At 71.3% G+C, this 13382-nt stretch carries 15 protein-coding genes; 6 read left to right on the top strand and 9 right to left on the bottom strand.

Going from position 1 to position 13382, the window contains the following annotated elements; genetic code table 11:
- From ACQKIP_RS24475 to ACQKIP_RS24465, 3 genes are all read right to left on the bottom strand, one after another.
- A partial coding sequence (locus ACQKIP_RS24475; RefSeq protein WP_365858529.1) for a hypothetical protein occupies nt 1-458 on the bottom strand: 458 nt, incomplete at its 3' end.
- Nucleotides 459-562: 104 nt separating this feature from the next.
- On the bottom strand, nt 563-1237 hold the full coding sequence (locus ACQKIP_RS24470) for a TetR/AcrR family transcriptional regulator (protein WP_365858531.1): 675 nt from the start codon (nt 1235-1237) through the stop codon (nt 563-565).
- Nucleotides 1238-1318: 81 nt separating this feature from the next.
- Nucleotides 1319-2329, bottom strand: a complete 1011-nt coding sequence (locus tag ACQKIP_RS24465) for a LysR family transcriptional regulator (RefSeq protein ID WP_365858533.1) — start codon at nt 2327-2329, stop codon at nt 1319-1321.
- Between the two features lie 114 nt (nt 2330-2443).
- On the opposite strand from ACQKIP_RS24465, the gene ACQKIP_RS24460 reads away from it, so the two are divergent.
- Nucleotides 2444-3337 (top strand): NAD(P)H-binding protein, encoded by an 894-nt coding sequence (locus ACQKIP_RS24460; protein WP_365858535.1) that lies wholly within the window; start codon nt 2444-2446, stop codon nt 3335-3337.
- A gap of 69 nt (nt 3338-3406) precedes the next feature.
- Nucleotides 3407-3778, top strand: a complete 372-nt coding sequence (locus ACQKIP_RS24455) for a darcynin family protein (protein WP_365858537.1) — start codon at nt 3407-3409, stop codon at nt 3776-3778.
- 18 nt (nt 3779-3796) lie between these two features.
- Here the strand turns inward: ACQKIP_RS24455 and ACQKIP_RS24450 are convergent, their stop codons facing one another.
- The 3 genes from ACQKIP_RS24450 to ACQKIP_RS24440 form a co-directional block, all read right to left on the bottom strand.
- On the bottom strand, nt 3797-4549 hold the full coding sequence (locus tag ACQKIP_RS24450; protein ID WP_365858539.1) for an aminoacyl-tRNA hydrolase: 753 nt from the start codon (nt 4547-4549) through the stop codon (nt 3797-3799).
- A gap of 91 nt (nt 4550-4640) precedes the next feature.
- Nucleotides 4641-4826: a hypothetical protein gene (locus ACQKIP_RS24445; protein ID WP_365858541.1), complete on the bottom strand. Its 186-nt coding sequence runs from the start codon at nt 4824-4826 to the stop codon at nt 4641-4643.
- Between the two features lie 10 nt (nt 4827-4836).
- Entirely contained in the window at nt 4837-5736 is a 900-nt protein-coding gene (locus tag ACQKIP_RS24440) for a polysaccharide deacetylase family protein (protein WP_365858543.1), read from the bottom strand.
- A 255-nt stretch (nt 5737-5991) separates the two neighbouring features.
- On the opposite strand from ACQKIP_RS24440, the gene ACQKIP_RS24435 reads away from it, so the two are divergent.
- The gene (locus ACQKIP_RS24435; protein WP_365858545.1) at nt 5992-7320 is read left to right on the top strand and encodes a serine/threonine-protein kinase; all 1329 of its coding nucleotides are present in this window, start codon (nt 5992-5994) and stop codon (nt 7318-7320) included.
- Nucleotides 7321-7614: 294 nt separating this feature from the next.
- The gene (locus tag ACQKIP_RS24430; protein WP_365858547.1) at nt 7615-8268 is read left to right on the top strand and encodes a TetR-like C-terminal domain-containing protein; all 654 of its coding nucleotides are present in this window, start codon (nt 7615-7617) and stop codon (nt 8266-8268) included.
- On the opposite strand, the gene ACQKIP_RS24425 is transcribed toward ACQKIP_RS24430, so the two are convergent.
- Complete coding sequence (locus ACQKIP_RS24425) at nt 8210-8662, bottom strand: YunG family protein (protein WP_365858549.1); 453 nt, start codon at nt 8660-8662, stop codon at nt 8210-8212. The two genes, ACQKIP_RS24430 and ACQKIP_RS24425, sit on opposite strands and share 59 nt — an antisense overlap.
- Nucleotides 8663-8862: 200 nt before the next feature.
- Here ACQKIP_RS24425 and sph point away from each other — a divergent pair, with 200 nt between their 5' ends.
- Entirely contained in the window at nt 8863-9858 is a 996-nt protein-coding gene (sph, locus tag ACQKIP_RS24420; RefSeq protein ID WP_365858551.1) for a sphingomyelin phosphodiesterase, read from the top strand.
- Between the two features lie 85 nt (nt 9859-9943).
- Here sph and ACQKIP_RS24415 read toward each other — a convergent pair whose 3' ends face one another.
- A complete protein-coding gene (locus ACQKIP_RS24415) occupies nt 9944-11308 on the bottom strand; it encodes an alkaline phosphatase PhoX (RefSeq protein WP_365858553.1) in 1365 nt (454 codons plus the stop codon).
- Nucleotides 11309-11436: 128 nt separating this feature from the next.
- Entirely contained in the window at nt 11437-12528 is a 1092-nt protein-coding gene (zapE, locus tag ACQKIP_RS24410) for a cell division protein ZapE (protein ID WP_365858555.1), read from the bottom strand.
- A gap of 37 nt (nt 12529-12565) precedes the next feature.
- On the opposite strand from zapE, the gene ACQKIP_RS24405 reads away from it, so the two are divergent.
- Nucleotides 12566-13330, top strand: coding sequence for a pyrimidine reductase family protein (locus ACQKIP_RS24405; protein ID WP_427744059.1), 765 nt, complete (start codon nt 12566-12568; stop codon nt 13328-13330).
- Nucleotides 13331-13382 lie beyond the last annotated feature (52 nt).

Here is a 13382-nt window from a genome sequence, read left to right as displayed (position 1 = left end):
CATGTGCTTTGCGGTCCTTCCTGGGTGTGAACGGACGCGATCGGCCAGGGAGTTGTGCCGGAGATCAGTGCGTGCGCGGCGGTCCAGGCGGCAGCCGGGTCGGGCCGGTCCGCCGTCCAGGCGGTGGCGCGTATCGCGCCCCGGTCCTTGTACGCGCGGACGATCCGCAGGTGGTCGGGGCGCCCGACGAACGCGTACAGCGCACGCTCGTCGGTCCAGAGCGACACGGACCCCGAGCGCTTGTGCCACGGGTCGGTCCAGAGCCACATGCCGACGGCGCCGGGCGTCCCCGGCCAGCTTCTGCGCAGCCGCAGGCCCGCCAGGGCGATTGGGACGGTGTGGGAGTGACGGTCGGCGGTGAACTCCGTGACGCTCACCAGGGCCGGGCCTTCGGTGCCCGCTGCGGGGCCCGCCTGCCATGGCGAACGCATGATCGAGCGTGTGATCGGTGGAGGCATACGGTCAGCGTAAATCTAAACGAACGGTCGTGCTACTTGTTTGTCGGAGTCGGTTCCGCAGCAGATCGGTCCGGACGGTCGGGGACTTGAGGCGCCCTGGGCGGTCAGGGGAGTCGCGGCACCGAGGACGGGTCCGCCGCCGCCTCGCGCAGACGTGCCGTGATGGCGGCGCCCGCCCTGCGGTAGGCGTCCGGCTTGTCGTGCAGCACCGAGTGCGCGTTCGCCGCCTCCATGAAAGCGACGAGCTCGAAGGCCAGCTGGGACACGTCGGTGTCCGGGCGCAGTTCGCCGGTGTCGCGGGCCTCGGCGATACAGTCCTCCACCTGGCCGTTCCAGTCACGGTCGGCGAGCACGAGCGCGTCGTGCACCGCGCCCTCGCGGGCGCCGAACTCCGCGATCACCCCGTGGAAGAAGCAGCCGCCGGGAAAGACCCGCTGCTCCGAGTAGTCCAGCCAGTGCGCGCACAGCTGCCGGACCCGGCCGAGGCCGGGCGGGGACTGCCGGGCCGGTTCCACCACGTTGTCCAGGAAGATGCGGCCCGCCGCGCGGATGGTCGCGAGCTGGAGCTCCTCCTTGGAGCCGAAGAGCGCGAAGACCCCGCTCTTGCTGAGCTTCAACTCCGTGGCGAGACGGCCGACGGACAGGGCGTCCAGGCCCTCGACCGAGGCGATGTCGACCGTGCGGCGCAGGACCAGGCGCCGGGTCTGGTTGCCGCGCTCGACGCGTCCGTCGGGTTTGGTGTCCCCTCGGTCGCTCCTGTCGACGGTCTCGCTCGCCATGCCGGTCTCCTCAGCGCCGTTCCGTCGTGCGTTTCCCGGAGTACATCCTCTCTCGTCGCGCCACCCCCGTGGGCGCGCACGTCAGAAGGCCGGGCCCGGCGGCGCGAGGAGCGTGCGGCGGACGGTGTCGCGAAGCCAGCGGTGGCCTCCGTCGGCCGCCTGCCGGGGGTGCCATGCCATGCCGACGGACAGCGGCGGCAGGGGTAGCGGGATGTCGAGGATGTGCAGGCCGAGCGAGGTGGCCGGGGCGCTGAGGGGGGAGGGAGCGGCGCCGGGGAGCGCGGTGGGGACCAGGCAGACGACGTCGCTGCCCGCGGCGAGGGTCATCGCGGCCAGGTGGCTGGGCAGGACGACCGCGACCCGCCGCCGGAGGTCCAGCTCGGCGAGGGCGGTGTCCATGGGCCCCTTGAACCGGCCGCGGCGGCTGACCACGACGTGCTCGGCGGCGGCGAGCCGTTCCGGGGTCAGCGTCCCTTCGGTGAGGGGGTGTCCGGGGCGGACGGCCGCCGCCATCACCAGGGTGGCGAGCTCTTCGACCCGGGTCTCGGGATCGACGTGGTCGATGGACCCGACCTCCAGATCGATCCGGCCGTCGCGGAGAGCGGGTCCGGCCTCCAGATCCTCCGCCCTGAACCGCAACGAGACCCCTGGCGCCTCCTGTTGGGCCAGCCGCAGCAGCCCGGGCGCGAGAGCCGCGCCGATCAGGTCGGCCGCCTGGAGGGTGAAGGTGCCTCGCAGCGAGGCGGGGTCGGCCCCGGCGCCGGGAGCGAGCAGCGCGCCGAGTCGGCTCACCACCGTGGCGGCCTCGTCGCGCAGGGCCCGCGCGCGGGGGGTGGGGACCATCGTCTGGCCGGCCCGGACCAGGAGCGGGTCCTGGATGATGCGCCTCAGGCGGGCGAGCGTGCGGCTCATGGCGGCGGGGGATGTGTGCAGGCGCGCGGCGGCGCGGGTGACGCTCTCCTCGGCGAGGAGCGCGTCGAGGGCGACGGCCAGATTGGCGTCGATGACGGGTTCCGGGCTCTCCGGGCTGCCGAGACCGCCGAAACTTCTGGGTGCGCTAGGGCTGCTGGAACTGCTGGAAGTGCTGCTCATCGGCGTAATTCCATTTCAGGCAATGATCCCTTGCTGAAGTTCCCATTGTGGCAACACCTTGGTCCTCCACAGGATGAGGGACGTACCGATCCGGCACGACCCCACGAGGTTTCCATGATCGTCATTACTGCCCCCACCGGGAACATCGGCCGCCACCTGCTGCCCCTGCTCCTGGAGTCCGCCCCCGCCAGGGGCGAGGAACTGCGCGTGATCGTGCGCGATCCCGCCCGCCTCACCGACGCGGTGCGCGAACGCGTCGAGGTGATCACCGGCTCGCACGGCGACGCCGACATCGTCGACCGCGCCTTCGACGGGGCGGACGCCGTGTTCTGGCTCGTCCCGCCGGACGCGTCCCTGACCCCGGAGGACGCGTACCGCGGATTCACCCGCCCCGCAGCGAAGGCCCTCGTCGCGCACGGCGTCGGCCACGTCGTCGGCGTCTCCGCGCTGGGCCGCGGCACCCCGGTCGCCGGCCGCGCGGGACTCGTCACTGCCTCCCACGCGATGGACGACCTCATCGCGGACACCGGTGTCGCCTACCGGGCCCTGGCCAACCCGTCCTTCTTCGAGAACCTCCTGGAGGAGGCCGGTTCGCTGCGGGACAAGGGCGTCTTCACCGACGCCGCCGACGCGGGCCGCAGGGCCCCGATGGTCGCCGTCGCCGATATCGCGGCCGTGGCGGCGGACCTGCTGCTCGACCGCACCTGGACCGGCCGCGCCGACGTCCCGGTCCTCGGCCCGCAGGACCTTTCCCCCGACGACCTGGCCCGCATCATGACCGAGCAGTTCGGCCGCCCGGTCCGCTACGAACGCCAGCCGCTCGACGAGCTGTACGCCGCCCTCGTCGGGTTCCGTCTGAACGAGGCGTTCGCGCAAGGCGTCGTCGACATGAAGCGGGCCAAGGACGAGGGCCTGGACGCGGGCGTCGCCCGCACCCCGGACACCGCGACCCCCACCACCTTCGAGCAGTGGTGCGCGCGGACGCTCAAGCCGGCCGTCCTCTCCTGACCGCAACCGCAACCGCAACCACAACCGCGCACCACACCGTCACCCACCCATGCCCGGGAGGCCCTGGCCATGCCAGCTGAGAACACCACGTCCACACCGCCGGTCACCGCGTTCATCCTCGTCAAGACGACACCCGAGTGGCTCGCCATGACCCCCCGGGAACGGGTGGACGCCTTCACCACCCAAGTGATCCCCGCGATCAAGGCCAAGACGACCGGCGTCCGGTCACGCTTCTACGACACGGAGTTCTACTCCGCCCGCGTCACCGACGTATGGGTCTGGGAGGCCGACGACCACGAGGCGTACCAGCTCCTCATCGACGCACTGCGCGAAACCCCGTTCTGGGACCGCTACTTCGAGATCGTCGACCTGCTCGTGGGCACCGAGAACGGCTACGCCCGCACCTACGGCCTCGACCCCGTGGCCAGCGTCACCACCTGAGCACGGGGTGAGGGGGTCTCAGCGCCGCAGGGCGGGGTGGTCGGCGACCACGGTGCAGGAACCGGGCGCGATCTCCGTGAAGCCCGCGTCGCGCACCACGGGCAGGCCGCTCGCCACGAGTTCGCGCCAGAGCGCGGCGTCCGGGGTGCGCACGGAGAGCGGGAACCCGGCGTCACGCCAGGCCGCGCGCTCCTCGTCCGACAGCTCCCACCACGCCAGTTGGGCGCCGTGGCCCGCCTGCGCCATCGCCTTGCCCGCGGACATGTCCACGTCGGGGCTCATCCACAGGACCGGCGCGGTCGCGTCCGCGGGCGGCACCGGCTCCGGGTCGTCCAGATCCGTGCCGGACACCTGGAGCTTCGCCAGTTCCTTGGGCCAGCCGTCCAGCGGGATGGGCGGGAAGACGCGGACCTCGGCGGACTTGCCCGTGACCGTGATGCCGGGGAGCGCCTCCGCCCGGCGCCACTCGGCGCCGCGGGCCCGGCGCACCACCTTGCGGATCCTGGCGTCCTGCCAGTCCCGCATGGCCTGCGCCCACTCGCCGTCGCCGAGGGACCGTTCGTCGCCGAGCATGACGAGCACCGCGCGGGCCGCGGTCTCCAGGGCGTCCGTACGGTGCGGGGGCTCGGCGCGCTCGATGCGGGCCACCAGCGGCAGTACGTACTGCGGTGCCTCGTCGCGGGGCGTCGGCTCCACACGGAAGGGGCTGTCCCCGGGGTCCTGGCTGTCCTGCGGCCCGGGGTTCCCGGCGGAGTTCTGATCGCTGCTCACGGGCCCAGTCTGCCAGCCCTGCCGAGCCGGACTCCGACCTGGCCGGGGGCTTCGCCCCGCGGGCCGCCCGCCGTCGAGCGGCTGCGGCGGTTCAGCCCGAGCAGGCCGCGCGCTGTGCCTCGTGCCATTCGCATACGGGGCACAGCGTCACGCCTTTGTGGGTCTCCGGGTACTCGGTGGGCTTGCGGCACAGCACGCACTCGGCGAACGGGCCCTCGGCGGAGTCAGTGGCGCCGGGGGTGCCGGGGGAGTCGGGAGCAGCGGGGGTGGCGGTCATGCGGGTCAGGCTATCCGCGTGCTCCGGCCGCCCGGATCTGCTCCGACACCCGCACGAACCGGAAGCCGCGCTCCCGCAGCTTCGGGATGATCGTCCGCAGGGCGCGCTCCGTCGTGGGGGCCGCGCTGCGCGTGCAGTGCATGACGACGACCGAGCCGGGCCGTACCCCGTCGAGCACCTGCCGGGCCACCGCGTCGGCATCCGTCGCGAAGGCGTCGCCGCTCACCACGTCCCACTGCACGGCCGTGACACCGCCGGGCGCCAGCGCGCGCAGCGACCGCTTGTCGTAGCAGCCGCCGGGGAAGCGGAAGTACGGCACCTGGTGCTCGACGCCCGCCTTGCGGAACGCGGCGAAGGCGCGCTCCATGTCGGCCCGCATGCGGGATGCGGGGACGGTCGGCAGGCCGTAGCAGCGCTTGGTGAAGGCGTAGTGGCTGTACGAGTGGTTGGCGACCTCGAAGAGCGGGTCCCGGCCGATGTCCTTGGCCTGCGCCGGGTACTCCTCGGCCCACCGCCCCGTCATGAAGAACGTCGCCGGCACCTTCTCCCGGCGCAGCGTCCTCACCAGCGCCGGGTTGTCGAACCGCTCGCCCGCAGCGGCGCGGGGCCCCTGGTCGGCGGTCATGTCGGCGTCGAAGGTGAGGGCCACGGTGGGGGCGGCGGTCGCCGGGGTCCGCGGGGCGTTCTTGAAGACGGGGGTGAGGCCCGCGGGGCCGGGCGCGAGCGTCGCGGGCCGGGGTGGGGCGCTCGCCGTGGCGCGCGCGGTGCTGTCGCGGCCGGCCGCTCCCGGAGCCGGGTCCGAACCGCAGGCGGCGAGTGCGGTGAGGGTGACGGCGGTCAGCGCGCAGGCGGTGGTCAGTCGCCATGAGTTCGGTCTCCGCGCGGTCAGCTTTCGTGCTGGAGTGATCATGTTGCGAACATATCGGCATAAATAGGGTGAGACGGGAAAAGATGGGCCGGGCTGCCCGGGGCGGCCCCGGACGGCCGAATCGTCGGCGGTTCCGTAACCAGTCGACGGAGATCCCTGGTGTGGCGGATGAGTGCCCTCGGGGTGCGTCGGTGGTGAATTGCCGCTGCACTCAGGCAAGTTGTGGCGACCTGCGGCGTGGCCCCGGCTATTCTGCTGGCAGTTTGAGGTCGTGCGGGCGTTGGGCGGAGGGGGACCGTGACGCAGGGGGCGGAGCACGGGCAGCTGATCGGTGGCCGATACCGGCTCGTCCGGACCCTGGGGGCGGGCGGCATGGGGCGGGTCTGGCAGGCCCACGACGAGCAGCTCCGGACCGACGTGGCGGTCAAGGAGCTGTTCCTGCCGTCGGTGATGTCACCGGCGGACAGGGCGGACTGTCTGGAGCGGGCCATACGCGAGGCCCGCAACGCGGCTCGGCTGCGCGACCACCCCAACATCGTCACCGTCCACGACATCGTCATCGTGGACGACGTTCCGTGGATCGTGATGGAGCTGGTCGCCGGAGCCACCCTCCAGGAATGGCTCCGCAAGGGGCGGCTGGCGGTGGATGCCGTCGCGTCGGTGGCCGCGGGCGTTCTGAGGGCGCTCGAAGCGGCGCACGGGGCGGGCATCGTGCACCGCGACATCAAACCGGCGAACGTGATGGTGACCGCGGACAGCAGGGTCCTGCTCACCGACTTCGGGATCGCGGCCAACGAGGCCGATGCGGGGCTCACCGGGACCGGGGTGGTCATCGGGTCGGTGTCGTACCTCTCCCCGGAGCGGGCTCGCGGATACCGGGGCGACGCGGCGAGCGATCTGTTCTCTCTGGGGACGACTTTGTACGAGGCGGTCGAAGGGGTGTCGCCCTTCCGCCGGGAGACCGCCGTCGGTTCGCAGTACGCCGTCGTGCACGACCCCGTCCCGCCCCCGCGGTACGCGGGCCGCCTGGCGCCCCTCATCCTGGGGCTGCTGGAGAAGCGGCCGGACCGCCGCCTGTCGGTAGCCGGGGCGCTGGCTCTGCTCGCGGCACCTGCGGCGCCGAAAACGGCACCGGCGCCGGCGCTGAAACCGGAACGGAAGCCCAGACCAGAACCGAAGCCCAAACCGGAACCGAAGCCGAAACGGGGACCTAAGTCTCGTCGCGGAGCGCTGCTCGCAGCCGCGTTGGCCCTGGTTGTCATCGGGGGTTTGTACGGCGGCTTCCTGTGGACGCAGACGCAATACTTCGTCGGCTCCCACAAGGGTCACGTCGCCCTGTACCGGGGGCTCAGCGCGGACTTGGGCTGGGTGAGCATGTCGAAGGTCGAGACCGAGCACCCCGAGATCGAACTCAAATACCTGCCGCCGTACCAGCGCAAGCAGGTCGAGTCGACGATCGCCGAGGGCGATGCCGAGGACGCGAAGGCCAAGATCGCGGAGCTTGCCCTCCAGGCGTCCGCCTGTCAGAAGGACGCCGAGCGCCGGACCGCGCGGAACAGTGGCGCCTCTGCCCCCAGCATCTCGCCGGAGGAGAAGAAGCTCGTCCCCCTCTGCGGCAAGCAGTGACCGCTAAGCCATCCCCGCCCTCACGCCGAGCGACAAGCCGAACTTCGGTACGGCTATACCCGCGACCTGCCGTACGACCAGACCTCGCGCACCCGATGCGATCCGCGCGCCTTTCCAATGGTCCTTCATTCACAACCCCCGAAATCGTGGTCCCTCACAGTCACCCTAATGCTCGCGCACGGGCGTTAAGGTGCGCTCACGTTAGCGAGGGGTAGGTCCGTCGCGCAATGCGAGAGGTCCGGGACGGTCTGTGGCAGGCGTGATGAAGATCCGGAGCCCAGTACATTGGCGCCGATGACTGAGCGACCACCACCCGGCTCGGCCCGTCCCGGCGGGCGGACGGCCCGCACCCGTACGGCCGTCCTGGCGGCAGCCCTGGACGAGCTCGACGCGGCCGGGTTCGACGCGCTCACGCTGGACAAGCTCGCCGCGCGCTCCGGCGTCCACGTGACGACGATCCGCCGCCGCTGGCGCACCGTCGAGGGCGTCCTCGTCGACCTCCTTGCCCAGCACAGCGCGACGATCCCCACCCCCGACTCCGGCGACTTCCGCCAGGACCTGCACGAGCTGGCCCGGGCCATCGCCGACTTCCAGGCGGTGCCCCGCAATTACCACCTCGTCGAGGGCATCGTGGCGGCGGCAGCGCAGGACGCACGCATCGCCGACATCGTGCGCGGCGCCTTCACGGCACGCACCGAGCACGTCACCCAGCTCGTGCACCGCGCGGTCGACCGGGGCGAACTCCCCCCGGACACACAGGCCAAAGAAGTCATCGCGGCCCTGAGCGCCCCCTTCTACTACCGCCTCCTCATCCTCCGCGGCCCCATCGACGACCGCCTGGTCCACACGAGCGCCGAGGCGGCCTATCACGCGGCGCACGCGGGAGTGTTCAACCCGCCGCAGACACAGACGCAGACGCAGCCGTCGTCGCCGACACCGCCTCGATGAACCGCTGCCGCAGCAGTTCGTACTCCGCCTGACGGCGCGGCAGGCGGCCCGGCGGCCGTTCCACCGAGCGCGGTGCGGTGACCCGCTGGCCGAGCCGGAACTGCTCGTACGTCAGGTCCAGTTCGACCCCGCTCGCGAGGCGGTTCCACCAGTGAAAGCCCTGCTGCTCGCCGTCGACCGACCACACCTCGCCGCACAGCAGCTCACCGCCGAATATGTCGTGCACGAGGATCGTGGTGATGTCGCAGTGCCCCCAAGCAGGGTTCCCGGCGGTCCACGGGGCGCGAGCGGCATCGTCCGGCGAGCAGGTGTCGGCGGACCACGCGGCACGCAGCGCCGCGGAGAGCACGGTCAGGGTCAACGGTTTCGCACCGTTCAACGGCGGCAGAGTCATGACGGTCACCATGACACCCGCCACTGACAATCCCGGCGGCGCAAACGGATCGGCCCGCACAAAAACGTCCTGCTCCCGCCGCGGGATCTTTGTTCACCCGACGTATCCCCAGAAGTAATCCCGGCTGATTGGATATGCGGCGCTACGTCAGCCACATCACGTGCACCCTCACGCAACCCCCCCCACTCCCAGGAGATTCAGTGCCGCACCCAGCGCTGCGCAGGACTCACGCCGCCGCGATCACCACGGTGCTCGCCGCGGCCACGCTCGCCGCCGTCGCCCCGTCCGCGACCGCCGCCGACGCGCCTGCCGCGTCCGTCGACACGCCCGCACTCAAGGTGCTCTCGTACAACGCGTTCCTCATGAGCAAGAACCTCTACCCCAACTGGGGCCAGGACCACCGCGCCAAGGCCATAACGGCCGCGGACTTCTTCCAGGGCAAGGATGTCGTCGTCCTCCAGGAGGCCTTCGACAACTCCTCCTCCGAAGCGCTGAAGGCCGCTGCGGCCGACCGCTACCCCCACCAGACCCCCGTCATGGGCCGGAGCAAGGACGGCTGGGACGCCACCGGCGGCGCGTACTCCTCGGTGACCCCGGAGGACGGCGGAGTCACCGTCCTGAGCAAGTGGCCGATCCTGCGCAAGGAGCAGTACGTCTACAAGGAGGCCTGCGGCTCCGACTCGTTCTCCAACAAGGGCTTCGTCTATGCCGAGTTGAACGTCAACGGCAAGAAGGTGCACGTCGTCGGCACCCACACCCAGTCCACCGACCCGGGCTGCGGCTCCGGTGAGGCGGCGGCGACCCGCGCCTCGCAGTTCAAGGAGATGGACGCCTTCCTGGACGCCAAGAACATCCCGGCGGACGAACAGGTCATCAGCGCGGGCGACTTCAACGTCGACTCGCACAGCGACGAGTACGCCTCGATGCTCGCCGACGGCGGTTTCGCCCCCGCCGACGGCCGCGCAGGCCACCCGTACTCCTTCGACACCCGGGACAACTCCATCGCCGCCGAGCGCTACCCGGACGACCCCCGCGAGGACCTCGACTACGTCCTGCACCGCAAGGGCCACGCCCGCCCCGCCGCCTGGCGCAACGAGGTCGTCAAGGAGCAGAGCGCGCCCTGGACCGTCTCCAGCTGGGGCAAGAAGTACACGTACACCAACCTGTCCGACCACTACCCGCTGATCGGCTCCTAGCGGCTGCCGGGGCCGGGGCCGGGTCCGGGTACCGGTCCGGGTCCGGGTGCGCGGCAGGCCGCCGCGCACCCGCGCCCGGGTCGGATCAGGTCCGGTGCCAGGGCCCCGTCACGGCGAACGTCGTGCCGGGCGTGTAGCAGTTGACGTACATCGTGTCGTGGTCCGGCGAGAAGCAGACGCCCGCGAACTCACCCCATTCGGGCTCCTCGGGGGTGCCGATGTTCTGCTGCCCGCGGGCCATCGCGTAGACCTCGCCGCGCCGTGTCAGGCCGTACACGTGCTGGGCGCCGCCGCCGTCCTCGGCCACCATCAGACCGCCGCTGGGTGCGAGGCAGATGTTGTCGGGGGATTCGCCGGGCAGCTGGATGTCGGTGCTCGGGCCGAACACGATCACCAGGGTGAGACGGCGCTCGGAGGGGTCGTAGCGCCAGATCTGCCCGAAGTGGTCGCCCGCCGAACCCTCCGCGCTGTGGGCGAAGGACGAGACGAAGTAGACGGACTTCCCGCCCCAGTAGCAGCCTTCGAGCTTCTGCGCGTGGGTGATGCCCTTGGGGCCGAAGTCCTGGTCCCTGATCGGGGTCTGGGCGGCCAGCGGGTCCGGCACGTCGACCCATTCGATGCCCTTGAAGCTGGCACCCGTCTCCTGGATCGCGGACAGGTCGGGCACGCCCGGCACCCGCATGGCCTGGAGCTTGCCGCCCGCGCGGAGCGAGCCGCGGCCTCCCTCGGGCTTCTTGGGCAGGAAGCGGTAGAAGAGACCGAAGGGCTTGAGGAAGGCGTCCTCGGTCTCGTAGACGACCCCACGCCGGGGATCGACGGCGATCGCCTCGTGCTGGAAGCGGCCCATCGCGGTGAGCGGCACGGCGCCGGTGCGCTGCGGGTCGACGGGGTCGACCTCGAAGATGAAGCCGTGGTCCTTGGTGTAGCCGTTCGTACCGGCCTTGTCCTCGGTCTCCTCGCAGGTCAGCCAGGTGCCCCAAGGGGTGGGACCGCCGGCGCAGTTGACCGCGGTCCCGGCGATCGCGACGCGCTCGCCCAGGACGTTGTTGTGCCGGTCGAGTTCGAGCGCCGTACAGCCGCCCTTGCCCATCGGGTCGTAGGTGATGCCCTTGACCGTGGGCACGCCGATTCTGCCGTTGTGGCGGTTCTCGTGGTTGCGGACGAGGTTCGTGCCGCCCTTCTTGCCGCGGAACGTGGCCATGCCGTCGAAGTTGCTCGGCACCTTGCCCTCGCCGGAGGGCAGATCGGTGCCCTCCCGCGAGAGGACCTGGTAGCGGAAACCTTTCGGCAGGTCGAGCAGGCCCTTGGGGTCGGGCACCAGCGGCCCGTACCCCGCCTTGCCCTGTGCGGCGGCGCTGCCCGCGAAGAGTTCCGAGAGCGCGCCGGTGAAGGCGATTCCCGCACCCACCGCACCGGTACGGGCTAGCACCTGACGTCGTGTCGTGGACATAAAAGGTCGACCTCCTGCTGGCGGACAGGAACATGACCGGATGTGTGTACCACGCGCCTAGGCGTGCGGGAACCACGCGCGTAGCGGTGAGTCGTTATGCCTTCGCCCGGCGGTGCGCCGTTACGCCCTTACGCCTTTACGAGGCCCTTCGCGTCCCGCGCGAGCGCGGTGAGCCGCGATATCGCCCGGAAGTACTTCTTCCGGTAGCCGCCGTTCAGCATCTCCTCGCTGAACAGCCGGTCGAAGGGGACACCCGAGGCGAGCACGGGAACCTCGCGGTCGTACAGCCGGTCGGCGAGCACGACCAGGCGCAGCGCGGTCGACTGGTCGGGCACGGGCGTCACCTCGGTGAGGCAGACGGCCCTGAGGTCGTCGGTGAGCGCTCCGTACCGGCTGGGGTGGACGCGTGCGAGGTGGTCGAGCAGGTGCGGGAAGTCGTCGAGGCTCGCGCCCTCGGTCGCGTACGCCGCCCTGGTGACCTGCTCGTCCGAGTACGGAGCCGGCGCCTCCGGAAGCCCCCGGTGGCGGTAGTCCTCGCCGTCGATGCGCAGCGACCTGAAGTGGGTCGCCAGGCCCTGGATCTCGCGCAGGAAGTCGGCGGACGCGAACCGGCCCTCGCCGAGCTTGCCCGGCAGCGTGTTCGACGTCGCGGCGAGCGCCACGCCCTCGTCGACAAGCCGCGAGAGCAGCGAGGAGACGAGCACCGTGTCGCCCGGGTCGTCGAGTTCGAATTCGTCGATGCAGAGCAGCCTGTGCCCGCTGAGGGTGCGCACCGTCTGCTGGAAGCCGAGCGCCCCGACCAGGTTCGTCAGCTCGACGAAGGTGCCGAACGCCTTCTGCTCCGGCTCGGCGGGCGTGGCGTGCCAGAGGGAGGCGAGGAGGTGGGTCTTGCCCACGCCGTAGCCGCCGTCGAGGTAGACGCCGCGGGGGCCGGTGGGGGCGGCCGCCTTCTTCTGGAACCACCGGCGCTTGCCCGCGCCGGACGCGTGCGCACCGCCGAGCCCGGCCGCGAAGTCGCTCAGGACCCGCACGGCCTCGGTCTGGCTGGGCTGACCGGGGTCCGGAATGTACGTATCGAAGCGGACGGAGTCGAAGCGCGGCGGCGGCACCATCTCGGCGACCAGACGGTCGGCGGGGACATGGGGCTCGCGGGCGCACAGCGACAGCGGAGCCGCTTCGGCTATGGGGCTCTGCCCGGGGGCGGCGGTGGAGGACGACACGGTTCCTAACTCTAAGCGCCGTGCAAGACTGCTGGACATGCGACGCCTGTTCCCTGTGACCGACCAGACAGACGAAACAGCAGTACGAGAGTGGGAGCTGGGGGAGCTGGCAGACGCGTACGCCTACCCCCCGGGCGACACCCCCTGGCTGCGCGCCAACATGGTGTCGACGCTCGACGGCGCGGCCCAGCACGACGGCCGCTCCCAGCCCATCTCGAACGCCGCGGACATGCGGATCTTCGGCACCCTGCGGGCGCTGGCCGACGCCGTGGTCGTCGGTGCCGAGACGGTCCGCCAGGAGGGTTACCGCCCGGCGCGGGAGCGTGCCGACTTCGCCGGGCGCAGGGCGGCGGCGGGGCAGACGGCGGTGCCCGCGATCGCCGTCGTCAGTGCGAGCCTCAACCTGGATTTCACCCTTCCGCTTTTCACCGAGCCGCTGGTGCCCACGCTCGTGGTGACCGGAGCCGAGGCCCCCTCCGAGCGGATCGCCGCGGCCGAGAAGGCGGGCGCCGTGGTGGTGATCGCGGGGGACGGGGCCGTGGTCGAACCGGAGCGGATCGCCCCCGCCCTGGCCGAGCGCGGCCTGACCCGGCTGCTCACGGAGGGCGGACCCCGGCTGCTCGGCCAGTTCGTGGCGGCCGGCGCCCTGGACGAGCTCTGTCTGACGGTGTCCCCGAGGCTCACTTCGGGGGATGCCCAGCGGATCGCCTGGGGGTCTTCGGTGGCGGTGCCGGAACGATTCGCCCTGGCTTCCGTACTGGAGGAGGCCGGGTTCCTCTTCACCCGATACCGTCAAACCTGACAATCAGCGGAATCATCCGTTCCGTTTTGCTTCCGCTGGGCACACTAAAAGT

Origin of the sequence: Streptomyces sp. NPDC059900, assembly GCF_050270335.1 — a bacterium.
Classification (GTDB): Bacteria; Actinomycetota; Actinomycetes; order Streptomycetales; family Streptomycetaceae; genus Streptomyces.
The sequence above is the reverse complement of the archived record's forward strand: the minus strand, read 5'-3'. Positions and strand labels throughout refer to the sequence as shown.

Bases quoted from the DNA above. Each gene is read 5' to 3' on its own strand.
- ACQKIP_RS24455 (WP_365858537.1), top strand. From the start codon at position 3,407: ATGCCAGCTGAGAACACCACGTCCACACCGCCGGTCACCGCGTTCATC.
- ACQKIP_RS24430 (WP_365858547.1), top strand. From the start codon at position 7,615: ATGACTGAGCGACCACCACCCGGCTCGGCCCGTCCCGGCGGGCGGACG.
- ACQKIP_RS24440 (WP_365858543.1), bottom strand. From the start codon at position 5,736: ATGATCACTCCAGCACGAAAGCTGACCGCGCGGAGACCGAACTCATGG.
- ACQKIP_RS24445 (WP_365858541.1), bottom strand. From the start codon at position 4,826: ATGACCGCCACCCCCGCTGCTCCCGACTCCCCCGGCACCCCCGGCGCC.
- ACQKIP_RS24425 (WP_365858549.1), bottom strand. From the start codon at position 8,662: ATGACTCTGCCGCCGTTGAACGGTGCGAAACCGTTGACCCTGACCGTG.
- ACQKIP_RS24405 (WP_427744059.1), top strand. From the start codon at position 12,566: ATGCGACGCCTGTTCCCTGTGACCGACCAGACAGACGAAACAGCAGTA.
- ACQKIP_RS24460 (WP_365858535.1), top strand. From the start codon at position 2,444: ATGATCGTCATTACTGCCCCCACCGGGAACATCGGCCGCCACCTGCTG.
- ACQKIP_RS24465 (WP_365858533.1), bottom strand. From the start codon at position 2,329: ATGAGCAGCACTTCCAGCAGTTCCAGCAGCCCTAGCGCACCCAGAAGT.
- ACQKIP_RS24470 (WP_365858531.1), bottom strand. From the start codon at position 1,237: ATGGCGAGCGAGACCGTCGACAGGAGCGACCGAGGGGACACCAAACCC.
- ACQKIP_RS24415 (WP_365858553.1), bottom strand. From the start codon at position 11,308: ATGTCCACGACACGACGTCAGGTGCTAGCCCGTACCGGTGCGGTGGGT.